Raw genomic sequence first — 25,427 nt, forward strand, 5'->3', positions numbered from 1 at the left:
TACGCAGACGTCAGTTCTCTGTAGGCCTGATAAGCGTAGCGCATCAGGCAAATTGCTGGCACGTATTGAGGGCAGAATATGGGGTATTGCAGATGGACTTGGTGTTAGTGCTATATGAAGTGATGGTGGTGGGGGAAGGATTCGAACCTTCGAAGTCGATGACGGCAGATTTACAGTCTGCTCCCTTTGGCCGCTCGGGAACCCCACCAGGGGTATACTGATTTTGTGAACTAGCTGAATAATGGTGGTGGGGGAAAGATTATTCGTCGCTTCGCTCCTCACCCTTCGGGCCGTTGCCTGCGGCAACGTTGTCTCGCTTTCGCTCGACTCGAACCTTGGTCGAAGGTTCTCACCCTTCCCAGTGAGTGCAAACTTCAGCATGGCTCATTGGGGTAACTACATTGCTGTAGTGAATAATGGTGGTGGGGGAAGGATTCGAACCTTCGAAGTCGATGACGGCAGATTTACAGTCTGCTCCCTTTGGCCGCTCGGGAACCCCACCACGGGGTAATGCTATGTTACTGGCCTGCTTCCTTTGGAAGCGGGGCGCATCATATCAAATGATGCGCCCCTGTAAAGCATTCCGTTGATAAAAAAGAACTGGTTGCCTGATTTTTACGCGTAAAGATGTAAAGGTAACCAATAAAATTATCAATCGATTACAGAATAATCGTTCGGTTACCGTAAACAAAGACACGCTGAGCGAGAACCTGATACAGCGCGCGGCTTAATACATTTTTCTCAACGTCACGACCGGCACGCATCATATCCTCTGCGGTATAGGTATGATCCACATGAATCACGTCCTGCATGATGATCGGACCTTCGTCGAGATTGTCATTTACATAGTGGGCTGTCGCTCCGATGATCTTCACGCCGCGCTCATACGCCTGATGGTACGGGCGCGCGCCAATAAAGGCGGGCAGGAATGAGTGGTGAATATTGATGATCTTATTTGGGAAGCGAGAAACAAATGTCGGCGTCAGGACACGCATATATTTTGCCAGCACGACATAGTCTGGCTGATGTGCGTCGATGGCATCCGCCATTTTCTGGTCATGCTCATCACGTGTTAAACCTTCATGGCTGACCAGCTCAAAAGGAATATCAAAACGCTCAACCAGGGAACGTAGCGTGTCGTGGTTGCCGATAACCGCGGCAATTTCAACATCCAGTCCGCCGTAATTGGCCTTCATTAACAGATCGCCCAAACAGTGGGCTTCTTTGGTGACTAAAATAACGATGCGGCGGCGTCCCGCTGGCGTAAGCTCGCGAATGGAACCTTCTGGTAGCGCGCTGTCCAGATCGGTCAGCAGTGTGACATCGTTAAAAATGCCTTCCAGCTCGGTACGCATGAAAAAACGCCCGGTACGATGGTCCACGAACTCATTGTTCTGCACGATGTTCAGTTCGTGCTTGTAACAGATGTTAGTAATGCGCGCGATCAGACCTTTTTGGTCCGGGCAAATTGTACGCAGCACTTTTCGTTGTAATGAATGCATTTGCAGCGGAGATCCTGTTGAGAATGTTTGCATAATTGATACTGTCGGGCGTTGATTAGCCGCAGCACTTTTTAAATTTTTTACCGGAGCCACAAGGGCAGGTATCGTTTCGTCCAATTGGCGGGCGTGTACCGTCAATATAGTACCACTGACCGTTTTCTTTTAAAAAACGAGAGCGTTCGATAATTGCGCCTGTTTTTCCCTGTTCAGAAAACCGTGCGACAAAACTGACATAGCCGATATTGTCGGTTTCTGCCGTCTGCTGTTCAAAAACGGTCAGTCCCAGCCATTCGGTATGGGTAAATCCTGCAATAATGTCATCCCGGAAATCGGCGGCATGGCAATCTGGATGCCAGGTTTTGATGAGGTAATCTGCGTCTTTCATCACAAAAGCACAGTAACGAGAACGCATGAGATGTGACGGCGTAGGTGCTACTTGTGCACCGGACACATAACGGTAGCAACATAGGCTATACTCGACAGCGCTACCACAGGGACAAAGCTGAGACACAAAGTACTCCCTGGAATAAAAAAACGGCGTAAAAACGCCAGGGTGGCACTATGTTAACTGAGCCGTGGCGATGTTGCTACGTCTGTAAGCCAGGGGAAGTCTGTAGGTATAATGAGAAAAATAAAAATTGGGCTGGCGCTAGGTTCCGGCGCAGCACGCGGCTGGTCGCATATTGGTGTGATCAAAGCCCTGAAACACATGGGCATTGATATTGATATTGTGGCAGGGTGTTCTATTGGCTCACTGGTCGGCGCCGCCTACGCATGTAACAAACTCCCCGCGCTTGAACAGTGGGTTTGCTCCTTCAGTTACTGGGATGTTTTACGCCTGATGGATCTCTCGTGGCGCAGGGGAGGGTTATTGCGCGGCGAGCGGGTATTCAATCAGTATCGGAATGTCATGCCGGTAGAATCTATCGAACAATGCTCACGTCGTTTTGCTACTGTCGCAACCAATCTAAGTACGGGCCGTGAGCTGTGGTTTACCGAAGGTGATTTGCACCTTGCCGTCCGTGCCTCCTGCAGTATTCCTGGCCTGATGTCACCTGTGGCGCATAATGGTTATTGGCTGGTTGATGGCGCGGTGGTGAACCCTGTACCCGTCTCTCTGACGCGCGCCCTGGGTGCTGACATCGTTATCGCGGTCGACCTGCAACATGATGCGCACCTGATGCAACAGGATCTGCTCTCCTTCAACGTCAATAGTGAAACCGAATCGAACGATGATGATGAGCTGTCATGGCATGCCCGCCTGAAAGAGCGCTTGAGCAACATTACGGCCCGGCGAGCAGTCACGGCACCGACGGCGATGGAGATCATGACGACCTCGATTCAGGTTCTGGAAAACCGTCTCAAGCGCAACCGTATGGCTGGAGACCCACCTGATATTCTGATTCAGCCGTTTTGTCCACAAATATCCACGCTGGATTTCCATCGCGCCGGTGCTGCAATTGCTGCCGGGCAGTTAGCGGTCGAGAAGAAAATGGATGAGCTTCTGCCCCTGGTAAAAACCAACGTTTAACGCATTTTTTATCAACACTTAAGCAAATTCTGACAGGCGCGAGTTGCAATAGCATGCCACTATTTACTAAAGCCAGTCAGGGGGGAGAATATGACGCAGCCATTGGTCGGAAAACAGATTCTTATCGTTGAAGATGAGCCGGTATTTCGCTCGCTTCTGGATTCATGGTTTTCCTCTTTGGGAGCGACAACAGCAGTAGCGGGAGACGGGCTTGATGCGCTGGAGTTACTGGGGCGCTTCACCCCCGACCTGATGATTTGCGATCTCGCAATGCCGAGAATGAACGGCCTTAAACTGGTTGAGTATCTGCGTAATCGTGGCGATCAGACGCCTATTCTGGTGATCTCCGCAACGGAAAATATGGCCGATATTGCCAAAGCATTACGACTCGGTGTGGATGATGTTCTTTTAAAGCCCGTGAAGGACCTTAACCGCCTGCGAGAAACCGTTTTTGCGTGTCTTTATCCCAATATGTTTAATTCTCGTGTGGAAGAAGAAGAACGCCTGTTTCGTGACTGGGATGCGATGGTGGGCGATCCTGCAGCTGCTGCAAAACTGTTGCAAGAATTGCAGCCCCCAGTGTCGCAGGTCATCTCGCATTGTCGGGTTAACTACCGCCAGTTGGTCGCCGCCGATCAGCCAGGGCTGGTACTGGATATTGCGCCGCTCTCAGACCATGACCTCGCGTTTTATTGTCTGGATGTGACAAGGGCAGGGGATAATGGCGTTCTGGCGGCATTACTACTGCGTGCGCTATTTAACGGTTTGCTACAGGAACAGTTAGCACATCAAAATCAACGATTGCCGGAGCTCGGTGCGTTATTGAAGCAGGTGAATCATTTACTGCGTCAGGCTAATTTACCAGGACAGTTTCCTTTGCTGGTGGGCTATTATCACAGCGGATTAAAAAACCTGATTTTGGTATCAGCAGGGCTGAATGCGACATTAAATACGGGTTCACATCATGTACAAATCAGTAATGGTGTTCCGTTGGGCACCTTAGGTAATGCGTATCTTAATCAACTGAGTCAGCGCAGTGAGTCCTGGCAATGCCAAATCTGGGGGGCAGGTGGTCGTTTGCGCCTGATGTTGTCTGCGGAATGAACAATTGACAGGTAGGGGAATCAAATTGGCTCACCTCCTTCATGCCGCGAGTGCTACTATCAGCGCCAGATTTCTACGTATTTATCTTAATTATACCGACACGCGTCCTTTTCAGACCTGAAGCTTACTGCGGTACTGATATACTCGGATGCGAAACAGATTGATGAACATGTTCAATACATGAACAGTCCAGGAGAGTTTTAAATGGCTGCCCTTAATTCAAAAGTCAAAAAGGCCGTTATCCCGGTTGCGGGATTAGGAACCAGGATGTTACCGGCTACGAAGGCAATCCCGAAAGAGATGCTACCGTTGGTTGATAAACCATTAATTCAGTACGTCGTAAACGAATGTATTGCTGCGGGCATCACTGAAATTGTACTCGTGACTCACTCGTCTAAAAATTCAATTGAAAACCACTTTGATACCAGCTTCGAACTTGAAGCGATGCTGGAAAAGCGCGTAAAACGTCAACTTCTGGAAGAAGTGCAATCTATTTGCCCTCCGCATGTCACTATTATGCAGGTGCGTCAGGGGCTGGCAAAAGGTCTGGGGCACGCGGTATTGTGTGCCCATCCGGTTGTTGGCGATGAACCCGTTGCGGTCATCCTGCCGGACGTTATTCTTGACGAATACGAATCTGATTTATCCCGTGACAACCTTGCTGAAATGATCCACCGTTTTGATGAAACAGGCAGCAGCCAGATTATGGTGGAGCCTGTAGCTGACGTAACGGCTTATGGTGTTGTTGATTGCAAGGGCGTTGAATTAACGCCTGGTGAAAGCGTACCGATGGTTGGCGTGGTAGAAAAACCGAAAGCAGACGTTGCGCCATCGAATCTGGCCGTTGTGGGACGTTATGTTCTCAGTGCGGATATCTGGCCTCTGCTGGCAAAAACACCTCCGGGAGCAGGTGATGAAATTCAGCTGACCGACGCTATCGATATGCTGATCGAAAAAGAAACGGTAGAGGCCTATCACATGAAGGGTAAAAGCCATGACTGTGGTAATAAGCTGGGCTATATGCAGGCGTTTGTTGAATATGGTATTCGCCATAATACGCTTGGCTCTGAATTTAAAGCATGGCTTGAAGATGAGATGGGTATTAAGAAGTAACCTCGCGGTATTATAAGGACAGAACGGCGCTGCTAATCCAGCGCCGTTTTTTTATACCTAATTTGGGTAGGGCGATGTGCGAAGTACGGGTAAAAAAAATCCCGCCAGTGGCGGGATTTTAAGCAAACTATTTCTGAATTATTCCTTGATCAGGAAATCGTCCAGTTGTTTACCTTGTTCTTCCATCGCTTTTTTGATCACAGCCGGTGTACGACCCTGGCCAGTCCAGGTTTTAGTTTCACCGTTTTCGTCAACGTAGCTATATTTAGCCGGACGCGCTGCGCGTTTAGCTTTGGTGCCGGACTTAACCGCTGCCATGCTATTCAGCAGTTCGTTCGGATCAATACCGTCAGCAATCAACATTTCACGATATTGTTGCAGTTTACGAGTACGCTCTTCAACTTCAGCAGCGGCAGCGCTTTCTTCTTCGCGACGCTCGCTAACTACAACTTCTAATTTTTCCAGCATTTCTTCAAGCGTTTCCAGAGTACATTCTCTCGCCTGCGCACGAAGAGTACGGATGTTGTTCAGAATTTTAAGTGCTTCGCTCATTGTAGTAATCTCAAACTTATATTGGGGGTGGTTTGTTGAGCTAATAATAGAGCGATAAATTCAGTTGTGCAATAGCCAGGAATGTAAGGAATTCAAAATTGCTCTTTATTTAGTGTCTGTATTAATTGTTCTGTCTTAATTTTACGACGATGTCGGGCATAAAAAAGGCTTATTGGTATGCGGGCTTCACGGCAGCAGCGAGTAGAAATTCAAGATTCAGGTCACATTTCATGGTGTACAAATAGTATCTCTTTGCAGTGATTTCAACCTTTTGTATTAGTTTTGCTTACGTGAATCCCCCTATTACAAGGTGGCTATCGTTAGATGCAATAACAATAAGGGCAGGGTTTCTTTATTGCGCGGTGATGATAAGTGACGTTGATGAATTTCAGGAGCACTATTTGTGAAAGAATGTGTATATACTCATCATACTTCAGGTTGTTTGTGCTTTGGCTGCGGACTTTCACTCTATCGTACACTTGAGAAAGTACTCAAGGGCACTTCCGCGCTGTGGGGTATTTAGACGAAACAGGGCGATGTCCGCACGTTCTTTTATACATCCCGGATGTCACGCTGCACCGACATGTTTGTGAAATATGATACAATCCTGCCCATATTTATTTTCCCCCGGTGAGGGCCGATACACAATGGCACAGCTTTATTTTTACTATTCTGCAATGAATGCAGGCAAGTCGACGGCATTGCTGCAATCTTCATACAATTATCAGGAACGTGGGATGCGTGCCGTTGTATATACAGCGGAAATTGATGACCGTTTTGGTGCGGGAAAAGTAAGTTCACGTATAGGCCTGTCGTCACCTGCAAAATTGTTTAACCAAAATTCATCATTGTTCGAGGAGATTCGTGCGGAGAACGCGCAGCAACGAATTCATTGCGTGCTGGTTGATGAGTCTCAGTTTCTGACGCGACAGCAGGTTTATGAATTATCAGAGGTTGTTGATCAGCTGGATATTCCCGTGTTGTGTTACGGCTTGCGCACCGATTTTCGTGGTGAGTTATTCGGCGGTAGTGAATACCTGCTTGCATGGTCAGATAAGCTGGTTGAATTAAAAACTATTTGTTTCTGTGGCCGTAAGGCCAGCATGGTATTACGCCTTGATCAGGCCGGAAGACCTTATAACGAAGGTGAGCAGGTCGTTATAGGCGGAAATGAACGCTATGTATCGGTGTGTCGTAAGCATTATAAGGAAGCACAGTCTGAAGGCTCTCTGACGGCCATTCAGGAACGTCACAGCCACGATTAACCCTCTGTTCTCCTGCTGAGTTAAAATCGCAGGGTAGGTCTCTGCTTTAGCCAGAAGCGCTACCCTGCGGTATTGCCTTCTGGTGTCACTCTCACACTTATTTCCCTTACGCCTTTTCACCGTCGATGGCGGGCGTCTGCATAGTCTGATTTTCGCTGAGCATGGCAAAAAAAACGGCCCCAAAGGGCCGTTTATGAAGATACTAAAACTTATGTGAGTGCATTAAGCGGATTTTTTCGCTTTTTTCTCAGTTTTAGGCGCTGCTGCTGGCTCAGTTTTAGCCGCAGTTTCACCCTCGCTATACTCACGACCGTAGTAAGTATCGAGCAGGATCTGTTTCAGTTCAGAAATCAGCGGGTAACGCGGGTTAGCACCGGTGCACTGGTCGTCAAACGCATCTTCGGACAGTTTGTCGACGTGTGCCAGGAAGTCAGCTTCCTGAACGCCAGCTTCACGGATAGATTTTGGAATACCCAGTTCAGCTTTGATTTCTTCCAGCCATGCCAGCAGTTTCTGGATTTTAGCCGCAGTACGGTCGCCCGGTGCGCTTAAACCCAGATGGTCTGCGATTTCGGCGTAGCGACGACGAGCTTGCGGACGATCATACTGACTGAAAGCAGTCTGTTTAGTCGGGTTGTCGTTCGCGTTATAACGAATGACGTTGCTGATCAGCAAGGCGTTCGCCAGACCGTGAGGAATGTGGAACTGAGAACCCAGCTTATGCGCCATTGAGTGACATACACCCAGGAAGGCGTTAGCAAACGCAATACCGGCGATGGTTGCTGCACTGTGAACACGCTCACGCGCTACCGGGTTCTTAGAACCTTCATGGTAGGACGCCGGCAGGTTTTCTTTCAGCAGTTTCAATGCTTGCAGAGCCTGACCATCAGAGAATTCAGAAGCCAGTACGGAAACGTAAGCTTCCAGAGCGTGAGTCACTGCATCCAGACCACCGAATGCACACAGTGATTTCGGCATATCCATGACCAGGTTGGCATCGACAATTGCCATGTCTGGGGTCAGCGCGTAGTCAGCCAGCGGATATTTCTGACCCGTTGCATCGTCGGTAACAACCGCAAACGGGGTCACTTCAGAACCGGTACCGGAAGTGGTGGTGACGGCGATCATTTTCGCTTTCACGCCCATTTTCGGGAACTTATAGATACGTTTACGGATGTCCATAAAGCGCAGCGCCAACTCTTCGAAATGGGTTTCCGGATGTTCGTACATTACCCACATGATTTTCGCGGCGTCCATCGGGGAACCACCGCCCAGCGCAATGATCACGTCTGGTTTGAAGGAGTTCGCCAGCTCAGCACCTTTGCGTACAACGGTCAGAGTCGGGTCAGCTTCTACTTCAAAGAACACTTCAGTTTCAACGCCAGCCGCTTTCAGCACGGAAGTGATCTGGTCAGCATAGCCGTTGTTAAACAGGAAGCGGTCGGTCACGATCAGCGCACGTTTGTGACCATCAGTAATCACTTCATCCAGTGCGATTGGCAGAGAGCCACGACGGAAGTAGATAGATTTCGGAAGTTTATGCCACAACATGTTTTCAGCTCGCTTAGCAACGGTTTTCTTGTTGATCAGGTGCTTAGGACCAACGTTTTCAGAGATGGAGTTACCACCCCAGGAACCACAACCCAGAGTCAGGGAAGGCGCGAGTTTGAAGTTGTACAGGTCACCGATACCACCCTGAGATGCCGGGGTGTTAATCAGGATACGTGCGGTCTTCATCATCTGACCGAAGTAAGCAACGCGTTCTGGCTGGTTATCCTGGTCGGTGTACAGGCAAGAGGTATGACCGATACCGCCCATCGCAACCAGTTTTTCAGCTTTAATAACAGCGTCTTCGAAGTCTTTCGCACGGTACATAGCCAGCGTCGGGGACAGTTTTTCGTGAGCAAACGGTTCGCTTTCGTCAACAACCTTCACTTCGCCGATCAGGATCTTAGTGGTTTCTGGTACGGAGAAGCCTGCCAGTTCAGCAATTTTGTATGCCGGCTGACCAACGATAGCGGCGTTCAGTGCACCGTTTTTCAGGATAACGTCCTGAACAGCTTTCAGCTCTTTACCCTGCAGCATGTAGCCGCCGTGGCTGGCGAAACGTTCACGAACTGCATCGTATACAGAGTCAACAACAACAACGGACTGTTCAGAAGCACAGATTACGCCGTTATCGAAGGTTTTAGACATCAGAACAGAAGCAACCGCGCGCTTAATATCCGCAGTTTCGTCAATAACAACAGGGGTGTTACCTGCACCTACACCGATTGCTGGTTTACCGGAGCTGTATGCTGCTTTAACCATGCCTGGACCGCCGGTCGCAAGGATCAGGTTGATGTCCGGGTGATGCATCAGAGCATTAGACAGTTCAACGGAAGGTTGATCGATCCAGCCGATCAGATCTTTCGGTGCACCAGCAGCGATAGCAGCCTGCAGAACGATATCAGCGGCTTTATTGGTCGCATCTTTGGCACGCGGATGCGGAGAGAAGATGATGGCGTTACGCGTCTTCAGGCTGATCAGCGATTTGAAGATAGCAGTAGATGTCGGGTTAGTGGTCGGAACGATTCCGCAGATGATACCAATCGGTTCAGCGATGGTGATAGTACCGAAAGTGTCGTCTTCAGACAGCACACCACAGGTCTTTTCATCTTTATAAGCGTTGTAAATGTATTCAGAAGCAAAGTGGTTTTTAATCACTTTATCTTCGACGATGCCCATGCCGGATTCGGCAACGGCCATTTTCGCGAGAGGGATTCGAGCGTCTGCGGCTGCCAGAGCGGCGGCGCGGAAGATTTTGTCAACCTGTTCTTGAGTGAAACTGGCATATTCACGCTGGGCTTTTTTTACGCGCTCTACAAGTGCGTTAAGTTCAGCGACATTAGTAACAGCCATAATGCTCTCCTGATAATGTTAAACTTTTTTAGTAAATCATCTGCTCGATACGAGAGTATAGACAGATCGACGAAAATTTGTGTAACGTTTTGAAAATCAAACGGTTAATTAACGTCCACTTTACTTTGATTTACTAAAAGAGCTTATGCGTTAGCGTCATTTAACTCTAACGCGTTACCTCCAGGTGGCGTTAGCAAGATTACTCACTTCTGAGTAGTAATTGCGTGATCTGGATCAAATTTCTTCAAAGCTGACACCTTTCAGCAGGCCCTTTTAGCGTTTCTTGGTAAGTATTAAAAAATTGATGTAATGAATGTGGTTAACATTAGCATACTTAATACATATTAATAACACCGAGTAATGGTAGCGTATTTACGTAGATATACGCAGATAGCAGGTGAAGTATGCTGACAAAAGGCGTATCTTCAGCGCGGATTTCATCAATTTTTATGACTCATTTTATCCGGCTAACGCTTCGGAGCTAACCGTGACCCATACGCTATTCGATTTTCCTGTCTATTTTAAATTTTTCATTGGGTTATTTGCTCTGGTCAACCCGGTAGGGATCATCCCTGTCTTTATCAGCATGACCAGCTACCAGACTGCTGCCGCACGCAATAAAACCAACCTTACGGCAAACCTGTCGGTTGCTATCATTCTGTGGACCTCTCTGTTTCTGGGGGATGGAATTCTGCAACTGTTTGGTATCTCAATTGATTCGTTCCGGATTGCCGGTGGTATCCTGGTCGTGACTATCGCGATGTCGATGATCAGCGGAAAACTTGGGGAAGATAAGCAAAACAAGCAGGAAAAGTCGGAGACGGCGATACGCGAGAGCATTGGCGTTGTCCCGTTAGCGCTGCCGTTAATGGCGGGGCCGGGGGCAATAAGCTCAACCATCGTTTGGGGCACGCGGTATCACAGTGCGATTAACCTGTTTGGCTTTTTTGTGGCGATTGCGCTGTTTGCGCTGTGCTGTTGGGGATTGTTTCGTATGGCGCCGTGGCTGGTTCGCCTGTTGGGACAAACCGGCATCAACGTCATCACACGTATTATGGGGTTGCTGTTAATGGCCCTGGGGATTGAGTTCATTGTGACCGGAATCAAATCCATTTTCCCGGGTTTACTTGCCTGATATCCCTCTTCTGCATCAACGGAGCCACTATCGGCTCCGTTACCTTTCATTATCCGTAAAACTTCTCACTAAAGTTGAAAATCAGCATAACAAAAATAATAAATGTTTATGCTTAACTCTTTTGTTATTCATTGAATTTATGAATATAACCCTTAACAGTCCGCCTGAGGGGGCCAAGTGTCGCTGTTATTTTATTAACATCATACTCTTGGGCTTGCTGAAGGATTATCGAAATGTTATTAGTTATTTCAGCACCTAATTTAGATGAATGTGCTAATTAATAACCAATTGTTAAATTTATGTGCATTCTGACGTCTCTTCGATGCCGGACAGGGGGATGAGCTGGGTGTCTCACACAACGCATTGAATTAATTGATATTGTTGTTAAGTGTTCGCTTTTTTGATGTTTCTGTTGTGCAGTTTTTTTTCGATAAAAGAGAATTGCTTAACAAATCTGTAAAATGTATTGGCGGTGAAGAAACGCATTTGATACTTTCCGGCCAGGTATTTAGCAGAAGATTGCACGTTGATGAGAATAATTTTCATTTAGTTTCTCTCGACAGGGTAATAGCGTGCTTCCGGCAGGGGAGGCACGTAGATAATCGACGCAAGGCGATCAAACGAATCGCCAGAATAAATAAAGTCGGTGACAGCGAGCAGTAAACAAAAAAACACCTGACGGTAGAAAATCTCCGGTGCCGTACAGGGATCCTGACAGGATTAACAGTCTGGTTATAAAACCAGCCATAATAATGAGGGAGTACAAACACAATGACTAACATCACTAAAAAAAGTTTAGTAGCTGCGGGGATCCTAACTGCGCTAATCGCTGGAAATGTTGCTACAGCAGCAGTGGTACCAGCAGGCGTACAGTTGGCTGAGAAGCAGACTCTGGTGCGTAATAATGGTTCGGAAGTTCAGTCACTCGATCCGCATAAAATCGAAGGTGTACCGGAATCCAACATTAACCGTGATTTATTTGAAGGTTTATTAATCAGTGACGTTGATGGCAAACCATCGCCGGGCGTGGCTGATAAATGGGAAAATAAAGATTTTAAAGTCTGGACATTCCATCTGCGTAAAGATGCGAAATGGTCTGATGGAACGCCTGTTACCGCACAAGATTTCGTCTATAGCTGGCAACGTCTGGCGAACCCTAATACTGCTTCACCGTACGCCAGCTATTTACAGTACGGACATATTGTCAATATTGATGACATCATCGCCGGTAAGAAGCCAGTAACCGATCTCGGTGTAAAAGCGATTGACGACCATACCTTTGAAGTGACTCTGAGTGAACCTGTTCCTTATTTCTACAAACTCCTTGTGCACTCCTCTCTTTCCCCTGTGCCTAAAGCCGTGGTGGAAAAATTCGGGGAAAAATGGACCCAGCCCGCTAACATCGTTTCTAACGGCTCTTATAAACTGAAAGACTGGGTTGTCAACGAGCGTATTGTACTTGAGCGTAATACCCACTACTGGGACAACGCGAAAACCATTATTAACCAGGTCACATACCTGCCAATTTCTTCTGAAGTGACTGACGTGAACCGCTATCGCAGCGGTGAAATCGACATGACCTATAACAACATGCCGATTGAGTTATTCCAGAAACTGAAAAAAGAGATCCCGAACGAAGTTCACGTTGATCCTTATCTGTGCACCTATTATTACGAAATTAACAACCAAAAAGCACCGTTCAACGATGTTCGTGTTCGTACCGCCCTGAAGCTGGCGCTGGATCGTGACATTATCGTCAACAAAGTGAAAAACCAGGGCGATCTGCCTGCCTATAGCTTTACCCCGCCATATACTGATGGCGCTAAACTGGTTGAGCCAGAGTGGTTCAAGTGGTCACAGGAAAAACGTAACGAAGAGGCGAAAAAACTGCTGGCCGAAGCTGGTTTTACCGCGGATAAACCGTTGACCTTTGATCTGCTGTATAACACCTCCGATCTGCACAAAAAGCTGGCTATCGCTGCGGCATCCATCTGGAAGAAAAATCTGGGTGCGAATGTGAAGCTGGAAAATCAGGAGTGGAAGACGTTCCTCGATACGCGTCATCAGGGCAACTATGATGTTTCACGCGCAGGATGGTGTGCGGATTATAACGAACCGACGTCTTTCCTGAATATGGTGCTGTCCGATAGCTCCAACAACACCGTCCACTATAAGAGCCCTGCATTTGACAAGTTGATTGCTGATACCCTGAAAGCAACTGATGATGCTCAGCGCAGTGAACTGTATTCGCAAGCAGAACAGCTGCTGGATAAAGACTCAGCAATTGTACCGGTGTTCTACTACGTCAATGCCCGTCTGGTGAAACCTTGGGTAGGCGGATATTCCGGTAAAGACCCGATGGATAATATCCACGTTAAAGACTTGTATATTATCAAGCATTAATGGCAAGACGTGGGGCAATCATTTTTGCCCCACAGTGTCTTTTTCATTGAACTATAAATACCTCTTTAGACAAAGAGAGGTATACCCTAAATAATTCACGTTGCAGGAAGGCGGCAACGCAGCGAATCGCCAGGAGCTTACTTAAGTAAGTGACTGACGTGAGCGAGTAAAGCCAACGCACCTGCAGCGTGAAGTATGACGGGTATAAAGGCACACGCCAGAAGGTACGGGCAATGTTGAAATTTATATTACGCCGCTGTCTGGAAGCGATTCCGACGCTATTTATTCTTATTACGATTTCATTCTTTATGATGCGTCTTGCGCCGGGAAGTCCTTTCACCGGAGAGCGCGCGTTACCGCCAGAAGTTCTGGCGAATATTGAAGCGAAATACCATCTTAATGATCCGATCTCAACGCAGTACTTTAGCTATCTGAAACAGTTGGCACACGGTGATTTTGGGCCATCCTTTAAATATAAAGACTACACCGTTAATGACCTGGTCGCGTCAAGCTTTCCGGTTTCCGCGAAGCTGGGGGCTGCGGCCTTTATTCTGGCGGTGGTGATCGGCGTCAGTGCGGGCGTAATTGCCGCGTTGAAGCAAAACACGCGTTGGGATTATACGGTCATGGGGGTGGCGATGACCGGGGTGGTGATCCCCAGTTTTGTCGTTGCTCCCTTATTAGTCATGATATTTGCGATCACACTGAAATGGCTACCCGGTGGCGGTTGGAACGGTGGGGCGCTGAAATTTATGATCCTGCCCATGGTGGCGCTATCCCTGGCCTATATTGCCAGTATTGCGCGTATTACCCGCGGCTCAATGATTGAAGTGCTGCACTCTAACTTTATTCGAACCGCGCGTGCTAAAGGGTTGCCGATGCGACGGATTATTTTCCGCCATGCGTTAAAACCTGCGTTGTTGCCGGTGTTGTCCTATATGGGGCCCGCATTTGTTGGCATCATTACCGGTTCGATGGTTATTGAAACTATCTATGGTTTACCGGGTATTGGGCAGTTGTTCGTGAATGGCGCATTAAACCGCGATTACTCGCTGGTACTGAGCCTGACTATTCTGGTCGGCGCGCTGACCATCGTGTTTAACGCGATTGTCGATGTGCTGTATGCCGTAATCGACCCGAAAATCCGTTACTGATACTGGAGCTCGCTATGATGTTAAGTAAGAAAAACAGCGAAGCGCTGGAGAATTTCAGTGAAAAGCTGGAGGTCGAAGGCCGCAGCCTGTGGCAGGATGCTCGTCGACGCTTTATGCATAACCGAGCGGCAGTAGCCAGCCTCGTGGTACTGGTGATTATTGCGCTGTTTGTGACGTTGGCACCCATGTTATCGCAGTTTACCTACTTCGATACTGACTGGGGCATGATGTCCAGCGCGCCTGATACGGAGTCCGGGCACTATTTTGGCACTGACTCATCTGGTCGTGATCTGCTGGTGCGGGTGGCGATTGGTGGACGTATCTCGTTGATGGTCGGCATTGCCGCAGCGCTGGTGGCGGTAGTCGTCGGTACGCTGTACGGTTCTTTGTCGGGTTATCTCGGCGGCAAAATCGACTCCGTGATGATGCGTCTGCTGGAAATCCTTAACTCCTTCCCGTTCATGTTCTTCGTTATTCTATTGGTTACCTTCTTTGGGCAAAACATCCTGCTAATCTTTGTGGCGATTGGGATGGTGTCCTGGCTTGATATGGCGCGTATCGTTCGTGGCCAGACGCTGAGCCTGAAGCGCAAAGAGTTTATTGAAGCAGCCCAGGTCGGTGGGGTGTCTACCGTGCGAATTGTTGTGCGCCACATTGTGCCAAACGTACTGGGTGTGGTGGTGGTCTACGCCTCGTTGCTGGTTCCCAGCATGATCCTGTTTGAATCTTTCCTGAGCTTCCTGGGACTTGGCACACAAGAGCCGCTAAGTAGCTGGGGCGCACTGCTCAGCGATGGTGCCAACTCGATGGAGGTATCGCCATGGTTACTGCTGTTTCCGGCAGGGTTCCTGGTGGTGACGCTATTCTGTTTTAACTTTATTGGCGATGGCCTGCGTGATGCCCTCGACCCGAAAGACCGTTAAGGAGTGCCGCCATGAGCGTAATTGAGACCTCAACCGCGCCGCTCGCGCAACAACAGGCTAACGCATTGCTGAACGTTACCGATCTGCGTGTGACGTTTGCCACCCCAGATGGTGATGTTACTGCAGTAAACGATTTAAACTTTTCACTACGCGCCGGGGAAACGCTGGGTATTGTTGGTGAGTCTGGTTCAGGTAAGTCGCAGACTGCATTTGCCTTGATGGGCCTGTTGGCCGCAAATGGCCGTATTGGCGGTTCCGCTACATTCAACGGTCGCGAGATCCTGAACTTACCGGAGCGCGAGCTCAACAAACTGCGCGCCGAGCAAATCTCGATGATTTTCCAGGATCCGATGACATCTCTCAATCCGTACATGCGCGTCGGCGAGCAGTTGATGGAAGTTCTGATGCTGCATAAAGGTATGAGCAAAGCGGAAGCCTTTGAAGAGTCGGTCAGGATGCTGGATGCGGTGAAGATGCCGGAAGCGCGTAAGCGTATGAAAATGTATCCGCATGAATTCTCCGGCGGTATGCGTCAGCGTGTGATGATCGCCATGGCGCTTCTGTGCAGGCCAAAACTGCTGATAGCCGATGAGCCGACTACCGCGCTCGATGTGACGGTACAAGCGCAAATTATGACGCTGCTGAATGAACTGAAAAGCGAATTCAACACGGCGATTATCATGATCACCCACGACCTTGGCGTTGTGGCCGGTATTTGCGATAAAGTTCTGGTGATGTACGCCGGACGAACCATGGAATATGGTAGTGCGCGCGATGTCTTTTATAAGCCGGTTCATCCGTATTCGATTGGCCTGCTTAATGCCGTCCCGCGTCTGGATGCCGAAGGGGAAGAAATGCTGACTATCCCGGGTAATCCGCCGAACCTGTTGCGTTTACCGAAAGGTTGCCCGTTCCAGCCCCGTTGCCCGCATGCCATGGAAATCTGTAACAGTGCTCCGCCACTGGAAGAGTTTAGTCCGGGACGTCTGCGCGCCTGCTTTAAACCGGTGGAGGAACTGGTATGAATGCGGTGACCGAACAACGAAAAGTGCTCCTTGAAATTGCTGATCTGAAAGTCCATTTCGACATTAAAGACGGCAAGCAGTGGTTCTGGCAGCCGGCTAAGACCCTAAAAGCGGTTGATGGCGTGACCCTACGACTGTATGAAGGCGAAACCCTGGGCGTGGTCGGCGAATCAGGCTGTGGGAAATCGACCTTTGCCCGTGCGATTATCGGCCTAGTGAAAGCCACCGATGGAAAGGTGGCCTGGCTGGGTAAAGATTTGCTGGGTATGAAACCCGATGAGTGGCGGGCAGTGCGCAGTGACATCCAGATGATTTTCCAGGATCCGCTGGCATCGTTAAACCCGCGTATGACCATTGGTGAAATTATTGCCGAACCGCTGCGGACTTATCATCCGAACCTGCCTGGTCAGGAAGTCCGTGACCGTGTGAAGGCGATGATGATGAAGGTTGGCTTGCTACCGAATCTGATTAACCGCTACCCACATGAGTTTTCCGGTGGTCAGTGTCAGCGTATTGGGATTGCCCGTGCACTGATCCTTGAGCCGAAGCTGATAATTTGTGATGAGCCCGTATCCGCGCTGGACGTATCAATTCAGGCGCAGGTTGTTAACCTGTTGCAACAGCTACAGCGTGAAATGGGATTATCGCTCATCTTCATTGCCCACGACCTGGCGGTGGTTAAGCATATTTCCGATCGCGTGCTGGTGATGTATCTCGGACATGCGGTGGAGCTAGGGACATATGACGAGGTGTACCATAATCCGCTGCATCCTTATACCAAGGCGCTAATGTCAGCGGTGCCAATTCCCGATCCTGATATGGAGAGGAACAAGGTTATCCAACTGCTGGAAGGTGAGTTACCTTCCCCGATTAATCCTCCTTCGGGGTGTGTGTTCCGCACGCGTTGTCCGATCGCCGGCCCAGAATGCGCGAAAACGCGTCCTGTACTTGAAGGGAGTTTCCGACACGCGGTTTCCTGCTTAAAAGTAGACCCGCTATAATCGAGAGGGCTGACACACTGTCAGCCCTTCTTTTTGGTGAGGTAAATGTGTCAGGCTTAGTCTCTTCTGTTCGCCGTACTCTCTATCGTACATTATTTGATTTAGACACACGCTCGGGGCGCCGTTTTGAAGGCATGTGCGCACTGTTCGCATTGCTGAGCGTGATTGTTATCTTCATTGAGTCTGGGGTTGGGACGCAATACCATTTAACCTATGATGAATGGCATATTTTTGTCTGGCTGGAAGTCTTTATTACGCTGGTCTTTACCCTCGAATATCTGCTCAGATTGTGCTGCTGGGCCAATCCTGCAAAATATGTGTTTAGCTTCTGGGGAATTATCGATCTCGCGACGATTCTGCCACTGTATGTGATGTGGCTATGGCCGGAAATTAGTCTGAGTTATGTTTTCGCCTGGCGAGCGATGCGCGTGCTGCGTGTACTGCGAATACTCAAATTGCTGCGATTTATGCCGTCGCTGCGTGTGTTCTGGAGCGCAATTAAAAGTGCCCGTCATCAGTTGATGCTGTTTTACTCGTTTATTGCCATTTTGATGATTGTCTTTGGCGCACTGATGTACCTGATTGAAGGCCCGAAATATGGTTTTACTACGCTGAATGCGTCGGTATATTGGGCAATCGTTACGGTTACAACTGTTGGTTATGGTGATATTACCCCGCATACACCGCTTGGCCGCATGGTTGCGTCAGTGCTGATCCTGATTGGTTATTCGGTTATTGCAATCCCGACCGGATTGATAACAACACACATGAGTAGTGCGTTTCAGCACCGGCAAAATCAGCGCAAATGTCCGCAGTGTCAGCAGGCGCAGCACGAACATAGCGCACAGTTTTGTAACCGCTGCGGAAGTAAATTGCCGGACTAAAAATAAAAAAGCTGCGAGAGCAGCTTTTTTGTTTGATTATTCGCGCCAGAGAATATGGCAGAGCTTGTGATCTTTTTCGCGGCATAACAGAACACGCGCAAAAATATCGTTAATCTCGCCGTCTTCTGAGTCTGCCAGACCAATCACCACTTCGGCGAAGAAGTCAGGATTCAGGTCAAAATCAACGTGCTCCTGCCAGTCTTGTGCAGGGTCGAATAACTCTGCACCGCCACGCTCTTCAAACTGCAAATTGAACAGAAGAATGTCGGCCGGATCGAGATTGTCCGCCGCCAGTTCGAGAAAAATGTCATAAGCCTGCTCGAGCGTTTCGTCTTCGGTCAGGCGGTTGTTCAAATCCATATCCATAATGACTACCTGTTTACTGTCTGATGGGCACGTTTTACAGCAACGGGCTAAAGAAGTAAAACAGTCGCTCAGCGATACGCTGCCAGAGTGGTCGTTTTACCCACAAACGTGCATCTAGCAGGCGAGAACGCGAAATATAATCATCCTGTACCGCGGCGAGGTCACCGCCGAATCCGGCATCGTCAATCACCAGTGTGATCTCAAAATTCAGCCACAGGCTGCGCATATCCAGGTTAACAGTACCGACCAGACTCAATTCGCCATCGACCAGCACGCTCTTGGTATGTAACAACCCACCTTCGAACTGGTAGATTTTCACGCCTGCCGCCAGCAACTCGGTGAAAAAAGCCCGGCTTGCCCAGCCAACCAGCATCGAGTCATTCTTGCGTGGAAGAATGATGCTGACATCTACACCACGCTGCGCTGCCGTACAGATGGCGTGCAGCAGATCGTCACTGGGAACGAAGTAGGGGGTGGTCATGATTAAATATTCACGAGCAGAATATGCGGCGGTCAATAAGGCCTGATGGATCAAGTCTTCAGGGAAGCCTGGACCGGAGGCAATAGTGTGAATGGTGTGCCCGCTGGCCTGCTCAAACGGCATAATGTTGACATCGGGAGGCGGCGGTAAAATACGTTTACCGGTTTCAATTTCCCAGTCGCAGGAGTAGACGATCCCCATGGCAGTGGCCACCGGGCCTTCCATTCTCGCCATCAGGTCAACCCATTGTCCGACACCGGCATCCTGTTTAAAGAAACGCGGATCGACCATATTCATGCTACCAGTGTAGGCGATGTAGTTGTCGATCATGATCATTTTACGATGCTGGCGCAGGTCCATACGGCGTAAAAATACACGCATCAGGTTAACCTTCAGCGCTTCGACCACCTCGATACCCGCATTGCGCATCATCGCCGCCCACGGACTACGGAAGAATGCTACGCTGCCCGCCGAGTCCAGCATCAGGCGGCAGTGAATCCCGCGTCTGGCGGCAGCCATTAATGACTCGGCGACCTGATCGGCCATACCACCCGGCTGCCAGATGTAGAACACCATCTCTATGTTGTGGCGCGCCAGTTGAATATCGCGGATCAATGCCTGCATCACGTCATCTGAGCGAGTGAGTAACTGCAGTTGGTTTCCCTTAACACCGGCGATTCCCTGGCGACGCTCGCATAGCTTAAATAAGGATGAGGCGACGCTGCTGTTTTCCTGCGCAAAAATATGCTTACAGGCTTTAAGATCGTTCAGCCATTTGGCCGTTGACGGCCACATTGCCCGGGCGCGCTCGGCGCGACGTTTACCCAGGTGGAGCTCACCGAAGGACAGATAAGCAATGATCCCTACCAATGGCAGAATATAGATGATCAAAAGCCAGGCCATTGCGGAGGGTACTGCGCGTCGCTTCATCAGAATGCGCAACGTTACGCCAGCAATGAGTACCCAGTAACCCAGAATGACCAGCCAACTCACCACGGTGTAGAAGGTTGTCATAAATTTAAAAATCCTTTTGAAAGCGTATTGTTAAGAGTTTACGCATCAAGATTCATCTGGCAAATAAAAACACGGGAAAACCACTGGTCTGCATGCAGTCTGGGGGTATAATGCCCGCTCTGTGACTGGAAGAGTAGTTAACATGAAGCGTAGTAGAACGGAAGTGGGACGCTGGCGGATGCTGCGTCAGGCTAGCCGCCGTAAAGCACGTTGGCTTGAAGGGCAATCGCGCCGTAACATGCGTATCCACTCCATCAGAAAATGCATTCTCAATCATCAACGAAATTCGTTGCTGTTTGCGATCTACAGCATTTGATCCAAAAAGGGCACCACTGATGGTGCCCAATGTATTCTTGTCAGTTCTGTTTCTTAAAATACTTTTTTGTACGGTTTGACCGAAACCTGCGCATAAACTCCTGCAGCCACATACGGGTCGGCATCTGCCCACGCCTGCGCTGCCTCTAAAGATTCAAATTCTGCAATCACCGTCGATCCGCTAAATCCCGCCGCACCAGGATCGTTACTGTCGACCGCTGGCATGGGGCCTGCTGTCAGTAGACGACCTTCATCCTGGAGGAGTTGCAGACGGGCCAGGTGAGCAGGGCGCACGGAAAGACGTTTTTCGAGAGAATCTGCGATATCTTGAGCATAAATAACGTACAGCACGGGTAAAGCTCCTTGATCGGTAAATGTCGCGTTTACGTTATTGGAAAGCCCTGGTAACTGCAACGTAAAGATAATAGCTTTGTTAAGGCCATATTAAGATAATGGTTTTTTCACATGAAATTGCGTTTTAAATGCGGCTTACTGTCATGGGCTTATTGAATATGATTGCTATTTGCATTTAAAATCGAGGCCTGGTTTTATAACTGAAACGATTATGACTGCAATGACCCTTGATTTACCTCGTCGCTTTCCCTGGCCGACGTTACTTTCCGTCGGCATTCACGGCGCTGTAGTGGCGGGTCTGCTGTATACCTCGGTACATCAGGTTATTGAACTGCCTGCACCCGCGCAGCCGATCTCCATCACGATGGTCGCACCTGCCGATCTTGAACCACCTCAGGCAGTTCAGCCACTGCCGGAGCCTGTCGTTGAGCCTGAACCGGAACCGGAACCTATACCGGAACCGCCAAAAGAGGCGCCGGTGGTGATTGAGAAACCGAAGCCTAAGCCAAAACCGAAGCCAAAACCGGTGAAAAAGGTTGAAGAGCAGCCCAAACGTGACGTGAAACCGGTTGAGTCGCGTCCAGCATCGCCGTTTGAGAACACAGCGCCTGCTCGTCCGGCAACGACCAGCACCGCGCCAGCAACCAGTAAACCTGCGGTTAGTGCACCCTCTGGGCCACGCGCCTTAAGTCGTAATCAGCCACAGTATCCGGCGCGCGCGCAGGCTCTGCGCATTGAAGGTCGGGTGAAGGTCAAGTTTGATGTGACATCAGATGGCCGTGTGGAGAATGTTGAAGTGCTTTCCGCACAGCCTGCCAACATGTTTGAGCGTGAAGTGAAAAATGCGATGCGCAGATGGCGTTATGAGACGGGCAAACCGGGATCTGGCCTGGTGGTGAATATCGTTTTCCGTCTGAACGGTACGGCGCAGATTGAGTAACTGGCGTGCCGGAGGCGGCGTCAGGCCTTCTCCGGCAAGCAGGTCTGATAACGGTGTCAACGCAGTTATCAGACCTGTTTAGGTATCGGACGGGGTTTACCGTCTTTATCTACAGCGACGTAGATAAACAGGGCTTCAGTGGCTTTGTAACGCTGGCCAATAGGTTCCGAAGCGACTTTCTTCACCCAGACTTCAATATTAATGCTGATTGACGTCGTCCCGCGTTTTACGCAGCGTGCGTAGCAACAGACCACATCACCCACGGCAACCGGGCGCAAAAAGCTCATTCCTTCAACTCGCACCGTCACCACGCGACCGTGTGCGATCTCTTTGGCCTGAATAGCGCCACCAATATCCATCTGTGACATCAGCCAGCCGCCAAAAATATCACCGTTAGCATTGGTATCGGCAGGCATGGCCAGAGTGCGTAAAACCAGTTCACCCTGGGGGGTGTTATTCGTTGTTGTCATTGTAGAACCGACTGTAGAGAAAGATTACAGGCGGGATGCTACTAGAATTTACGAGCGGAGAACAGAGGGGATGCAGTGCGCGGAGGGGATGTAAACCAGCTTGTGTGCCACGAAGAACGCAGGTGGATAAAAATTCGCCAGATCCGCAGATCTGGCGAACACTTATTACGATTTATCTTCCTGCGGCAGATGGCGGTAGATATAGATTCCGCTCAGCAACGTGAAGAATAAGGTCAGGGCGGTTAATCCGAACACTTTGAAGTTGACCCAAATGTTCTGCGGCAGCCAAAACGCAATGTAGATATTGGCCAATCCACACAGGATGAAGAAGACGGCCCAGGCCAGATTTAGCTTCGACCATACCGGCTGCGGCAGCGTCAGCTCTTTTCCTAACATGCGCTGAATCAACGGCTTTTTCATCACCCACTGGCTAACCAGCAGTGCACCGGCAAACAGTCCGTAAATCACCGTAACCTTCCACTTAATGAATTCATCGTTGTGGAAGAAAATGGTCAGGCCACCGAAGACAGCAACCAGAACAAAGGTGATTAACGCCATCTTCTCGACTTTGCGATAGCGAACCCAACTGTAAATCAACACCACAGCTGTTGCGACAATAAGCGCCGAGGTTGCCGCGTAGATGTCATAGAGCTTATAAAAAGCAAAAAAGACAACCAGCGGTAAAAAATCAAGAAACTGCTTCATTCTTCGAGTCCGTAATCAAAAAGCATTGGGTAACACACCCGGCATGCGTTCAGGGTTTATTGACGAATCAGCATATACAGACGGAACAAATAGATCAGCAGCACAGCAGAGATCATATTGCTCAGCGTATTCGCCAATACCGCGCCTACGTTTGGCGTTAGTACTGCAAAACTTGGCGCAAAAAGCAACAGCAGCGTTTTTGCCAGTAACCAACCGATTACTGCCGGCGCTACCAGTCGCATATTAGACCACGCCAGACGCATACTGTTGCGCATAGCGGCAAAGACGCCCATTTTATCCTGCACGACCATCACCGGCGCGAGAGCCAGCAAGATAGCCAGCAGAATACCGGGCACGACAACCAGCATAATACCGACCTGTACCAGCAGGGTAGTCAGAAAAATCAGAAGAAACAATTTAGGTAATACCGGCGCGCTGGCGCCAATGGCGCGTAATGCGCTAACCCGATGACCCGCCGAAATCAGTTGAATCATCAGGATGATGCCTCCTGCAAGGATGGCATTACCAATTAGCCCTGAAAACGTCGATGCAGCAGAAGCGCGTAGCAAAATTTGCTGCTGCTCCGGCGTCATATTCTGTACCAGATCGAACAGGCCCACACTGCTGGTTAGCTGATCCCCTTCGCTCAGTTGCGCGATTTGCGCGTCGCTGGGAGAAAAGGCATGCCCTAGCACCACTGTGATAAACGCGCACAATAATGATACCAGCAAGATGGTAATGAATTGATTACGGAAAAAGTTTCCCGTGTCACGGTAAACGGATTTCGCCGTGATAGACATGCACTCTCCTTGAGTTTTGCAGGTGTTCATTTGCGCGCAATTGTACCCTGGATAACTCTACAGTGGCAGCATCGTACGATGTATGGAAAGGCATATCTTTGTAAAGCTCCGGTAATTTTTGGCCAGGACTTCAGCATCTTGCAACATCGTTGTTTGTTCTCTGTACATCACGTTCAAATAACCAACGCTTCGCGTTGGAGCTAAAGGTACTTGCATAGTGAAAATATATCAAAATTGATCTGAATTAATTTAACCAGGATTTTGAATGCAAGTTCTAACTTAATCTGGATCAATAAATGTTAAATTATCAAACTCAATGTGATCCAGGTTAGATCACTTATTACTCCATTGTGGGTATATTCGTTCCGCTTTTATAACCATAACGATGGAGCGGACATGAAAAAATTAACAGTTGCAGCATTGGCTTTAACAACTCTTCTCTCTGGGAACGCATTTGCGCATGAGGCCGGAGAGTTCTTTATTCGAGCAGGATCGGCTACCGTCAGACCGACGGAAGGCGCGGGTGGTACGCTGGGAAGCCTGGGTGGCTTTGATGTCAGCAACAATACGCAGCTGGGCCTGACATTCACCTATATGGCAACCGACAATATTGGCGTTGAATTACTGGCAGCCACACCGTTCCGCCATAAGATCGGCACTGGGGCAACCGGTGATATTGCCACCGTTCATCATTTACCGCCGACGTTAATGGCGCAGTGGTACTTTGGCGATTCCAGCAGCAAACTGCGTCCTTACGTTGGCGTGGGTGTGAACTACACGACTTTCTTTGATGAAGGTTTTAACAACAACGGGAAAGAAGCAGGTTTATCCGATCTGAGCCTGAAAGACTCCTGGGGTGCAGCAGGACAGGTCGGTATGGACTATCTGATCAACCGCGACTGGCTGATTAACATGTCAGTCTGGTACATGGATATCGACACCACCGCGAGCTATAAAATGGGTGGCGTCCAGCAGCGCGACAGCGTACGCCTTGATCCGTGGGTGTTTATGTTCTCTGCGGGTTATCGTTTCTAAGTCAGTGATTCCAGTCTCAAAGGCTGGTCGTTTCGCGGCCAGCTTTTTCTCCTCTCTTTTTCCCTTCCCGACTTTCTCCCCTTTGATGTAATGCTACTCTTTAAGCAAACTGGCTTTGAGGGTATTGACGATGATATTGACGCGTCAGGTGCTACAACAAAAAATTTCCCTTATGGAAGCATCAATAGACGATGATACGACAGAGTTTGCCGTGTATGCTGCGCGCGAATTATTGAATTACATGAGCAGGGTGGAAGCCCTGGAAAAGGTCATCGCCACACAAATCACACTACCTTATTGCAGCGCCCGCCCGGTTTGTGAAATCGAAGTTGGGTATGCTGCAGGTGTGGGCGACTGTCGGGAAGCGATTCGTCGTGCCGGCTATCCGATTGCCGGGGATGACTAGTTTGCATTTTTGTTAACAAAAATGTTCTTTTGTTGTATAAGTCTGTAA

25 protein-coding genes, 2 tRNA genes, 1 other RNA gene and 1 pseudogene are annotated in these 25,427 nt (G+C 49.2%); 15 read left to right on the plus strand and 14 right to left on the minus strand.

From position 1 onward, the window contains the following. Positions 1-123: 123 nt before the first annotated feature. The 5 genes from IB196_RS10095 to IB196_RS10115 all read right to left on the minus strand — a co-directional run bounded on the left by IB196_RS10095 (position 124) and on the right by IB196_RS10115 (position 2,013). Positions 124-208: transfer RNA gene (locus IB196_RS10095), tRNA-Tyr, on the minus strand. A gap of 34 nt (positions 209-242) precedes the next feature. Continuing rightward, positions 243-374, minus strand: a non-coding RNA gene (locus tag IB196_RS10100) — RtT sRNA. A gap of 43 nt (positions 375-417) precedes the next feature. Then, a tRNA-Tyr gene (locus IB196_RS10105) sits at positions 418-502 on the minus strand. Between the two features lie 157 nt (positions 503-659). Then, positions 660-1,502, minus strand: a complete 843-nt coding sequence (gene purU, locus IB196_RS10110) for a formyltetrahydrofolate deformylase (protein ID WP_005126391.1) — start codon at positions 1,500-1,502, stop codon at positions 660-662. A gap of 55 nt (positions 1,503-1,557) precedes the next feature. Beyond that, positions 1,558-2,013 (minus strand): YchJ family protein, encoded by a 456-nt coding sequence (locus IB196_RS10115; protein ID WP_040233219.1) that lies wholly within the window; start codon positions 2,011-2,013, stop codon positions 1,558-1,560. 111 nt (positions 2,014-2,124) lie between these two features. Here IB196_RS10115 and rssA point away from each other — a divergent pair, with 111 nt between their 5' ends. The 3 genes from rssA (at position 2,125) to galU (ending at position 5,250) form a co-directional block, all read left to right on the plus strand. Next, on the plus strand, positions 2,125-3,033 hold the full coding sequence (rssA, locus tag IB196_RS10120) for a patatin-like phospholipase RssA (RefSeq protein WP_005126393.1): 909 nt from the start codon (positions 2,125-2,127) through the stop codon (positions 3,031-3,033). Positions 3,034-3,123: 90 nt separating this feature from the next. Next, positions 3,124-4,137 carry a two-component system response regulator RssB gene (gene rssB, locus IB196_RS10125; RefSeq protein WP_005126394.1) on the plus strand — a complete coding sequence of 338 codons (1,014 nt, stop codon included), beginning with the start codon at positions 3,124-3,126 and terminating at the stop codon, positions 4,135-4,137. 204 nt (positions 4,138-4,341) lie between these two features. Next, a complete protein-coding gene (gene galU / locus IB196_RS10130) occupies positions 4,342-5,250 on the plus strand; it encodes a UTP--glucose-1-phosphate uridylyltransferase GalU (RefSeq protein ID WP_005126395.1) in 909 nt (302 codons plus the stop codon). A gap of 138 nt (positions 5,251-5,388) precedes the next feature. On the opposite strand, the gene hns is transcribed toward galU, so the two are convergent. Further along, positions 5,389-5,802 carry a histone-like nucleoid-structuring protein H-NS gene (gene hns, locus IB196_RS10135; protein WP_003020723.1) on the minus strand — a complete coding sequence of 138 codons (414 nt, stop codon included), beginning with the start codon at positions 5,800-5,802 and terminating at the stop codon, positions 5,389-5,391. Positions 5,803-6,449: 647 nt separating this feature from the next. Between hns and tdk the strand changes: the two genes are divergently transcribed. Next, complete coding sequence (gene tdk, locus IB196_RS10140) at positions 6,450-7,067, plus strand: thymidine kinase (protein WP_005126397.1); 618 nt, start codon at positions 6,450-6,452, stop codon at positions 7,065-7,067. Between the two features lie 222 nt (positions 7,068-7,289). On the opposite strand, the gene adhE is transcribed toward tdk, so the two are convergent. Beyond that, positions 7,290-9,968, minus strand: a complete 2,679-nt coding sequence (adhE, locus tag IB196_RS10145) for a bifunctional acetaldehyde-CoA/alcohol dehydrogenase (RefSeq protein WP_005126398.1) — start codon at positions 9,966-9,968, stop codon at positions 7,290-7,292. Positions 9,969-10,455: 487 nt separating this feature from the next. On the opposite strand from adhE, the gene ychE reads away from it, so the two are divergent. The 7 genes from ychE (at position 10,456) to IB196_RS10180 (ending at position 18,493) form a co-directional block, all read left to right on the plus strand. After that, entirely contained in the window at positions 10,456-11,103 is a 648-nt protein-coding gene (ychE, locus tag IB196_RS10150) for an NAAT family transporter YchE (protein WP_005126400.1), read from the plus strand. A gap of 771 nt (positions 11,104-11,874) precedes the next feature. Then, complete coding sequence (oppA, locus tag IB196_RS10155) at positions 11,875-13,506, plus strand: oligopeptide ABC transporter substrate-binding protein OppA (RefSeq protein ID WP_040233217.1); 1,632 nt, start codon at positions 11,875-11,877, stop codon at positions 13,504-13,506. Positions 13,507-13,739: 233 nt separating this feature from the next. Continuing rightward, entirely contained in the window at positions 13,740-14,660 is a 921-nt protein-coding gene (oppB, locus tag IB196_RS10160) for an oligopeptide ABC transporter permease OppB (RefSeq protein ID WP_005126405.1), read from the plus strand. A gap of 14 nt (positions 14,661-14,674) precedes the next feature. Then, positions 14,675-15,583 (plus strand): oligopeptide ABC transporter permease OppC, encoded by a 909-nt coding sequence (oppC, locus tag IB196_RS10165; protein WP_005126406.1) that lies wholly within the window; start codon positions 14,675-14,677, stop codon positions 15,581-15,583. 11 nt (positions 15,584-15,594) lie between these two features. Further along, positions 15,595-16,608, plus strand: coding sequence for a murein tripeptide/oligopeptide ABC transporter ATP-binding protein OppD (oppD, locus tag IB196_RS10170; protein ID WP_005126407.1), 1,014 nt, complete (start codon positions 15,595-15,597; stop codon positions 16,606-16,608). Continuing rightward, positions 16,605-17,609, plus strand: a complete 1,005-nt coding sequence (gene oppF, locus IB196_RS10175; protein WP_005126408.1) for a murein tripeptide/oligopeptide ABC transporter ATP-binding protein OppF — start codon at positions 16,605-16,607, stop codon at positions 17,607-17,609. The genes oppD and oppF overlap by 4 nt, the downstream gene beginning before the upstream one ends. Before the next feature lie 47 nt (positions 17,610-17,656). Beyond that, positions 17,657-18,493 carry an ion transporter gene (locus IB196_RS10180; RefSeq protein WP_188231661.1) on the plus strand — a complete coding sequence of 279 codons (837 nt, stop codon included), beginning with the start codon at positions 17,657-17,659 and terminating at the stop codon, positions 18,491-18,493. 36 nt (positions 18,494-18,529) lie between these two features. On the opposite strand, the gene IB196_RS10185 is transcribed toward IB196_RS10180, so the two are convergent. Beyond that, complete coding sequence (locus IB196_RS10185; protein WP_040233211.1) at positions 18,530-18,859, minus strand: HI1450 family dsDNA-mimic protein; 330 nt, start codon at positions 18,857-18,859, stop codon at positions 18,530-18,532. Between the two features lie 34 nt (positions 18,860-18,893). Next, positions 18,894-20,354 (minus strand): cardiolipin synthase, encoded by a 1,461-nt coding sequence (gene cls / locus IB196_RS10190; protein WP_005126413.1) that lies wholly within the window; start codon positions 20,352-20,354, stop codon positions 18,894-18,896. 142 nt (positions 20,355-20,496) lie between these two features. On the opposite strand from cls, the gene IB196_RS10195 reads away from it, so the two are divergent. Beyond that, entirely contained in the window at positions 20,497-20,670 is a 174-nt protein-coding gene (locus IB196_RS10195) for a YciY family protein (RefSeq protein WP_005126414.1), read from the plus strand. 53 nt (positions 20,671-20,723) lie between these two features. On the opposite strand, the gene IB196_RS10200 is transcribed toward IB196_RS10195, so the two are convergent. Continuing rightward, complete coding sequence (locus tag IB196_RS10200; RefSeq protein WP_005126415.1) at positions 20,724-21,020, minus strand: YciI family protein; 297 nt, start codon at positions 21,018-21,020, stop codon at positions 20,724-20,726. Between the two features lie 214 nt (positions 21,021-21,234). Here IB196_RS10200 and tonB point away from each other — a divergent pair, with 214 nt between their 5' ends. Continuing rightward, entirely contained in the window at positions 21,235-21,963 is a 729-nt protein-coding gene (gene tonB / locus IB196_RS10205) for a TonB system transport protein TonB (protein ID WP_223236800.1), read from the plus strand. Positions 21,964-22,031: 68 nt separating this feature from the next. Here tonB and yciA read toward each other — a convergent pair whose 3' ends face one another. The 4 genes and pseudogenes from yciA to IB196_RS10225 form a co-directional block, all read right to left on the minus strand. Further along, positions 22,032-22,433 (minus strand): acyl-CoA thioester hydrolase YciA, encoded by a 402-nt coding sequence (yciA, locus tag IB196_RS10210; protein ID WP_005126419.1) that lies wholly within the window; start codon positions 22,431-22,433, stop codon positions 22,032-22,034. A 165-nt stretch (positions 22,434-22,598) separates the two neighbouring features. Then, complete coding sequence (locus IB196_RS10215) at positions 22,599-23,138, minus strand: septation protein A (RefSeq protein WP_005126421.1); 540 nt, start codon at positions 23,136-23,138, stop codon at positions 22,599-22,601. Positions 23,139-23,194: 56 nt separating this feature from the next. Then, a complete protein-coding gene (locus IB196_RS10220) occupies positions 23,195-23,938 on the minus strand; it encodes a YciC family protein (RefSeq protein ID WP_005126422.1) in 744 nt (247 codons plus the stop codon). Between the two features lie 28 nt (positions 23,939-23,966). Further along, a pseudogene (locus IB196_RS10225) lies at positions 23,967-24,053 on the minus strand (YkgJ family cysteine cluster protein); the annotation flags it as partial. Positions 24,054-24,334: 281 nt separating this feature from the next. Between IB196_RS10225 and ompW the strand changes: the two are divergent. Beyond that, the gene (ompW, locus tag IB196_RS10230) at positions 24,335-24,973 is read left to right on the plus strand and encodes an outer membrane protein OmpW (RefSeq protein ID WP_040233206.1); all 639 of its coding nucleotides are present in this window, start codon (positions 24,335-24,337) and stop codon (positions 24,971-24,973) included. Positions 24,974-25,103: 130 nt separating this feature from the next. Further along, positions 25,104-25,379: a hypothetical protein gene (locus IB196_RS10235; RefSeq protein WP_005126424.1), complete on the plus strand. Its 276-nt coding sequence runs from the start codon at positions 25,104-25,106 to the stop codon at positions 25,377-25,379. The last annotated feature ends 48 nt before the right edge of the window (positions 25,380-25,427 follow it).

The organism is Citrobacter sp. C6_1 (assembly GCF_014596835.2).
GTDB lineage: Bacteria > Pseudomonadota > Gammaproteobacteria > Enterobacterales > Enterobacteriaceae > Citrobacter > Citrobacter pasteurii.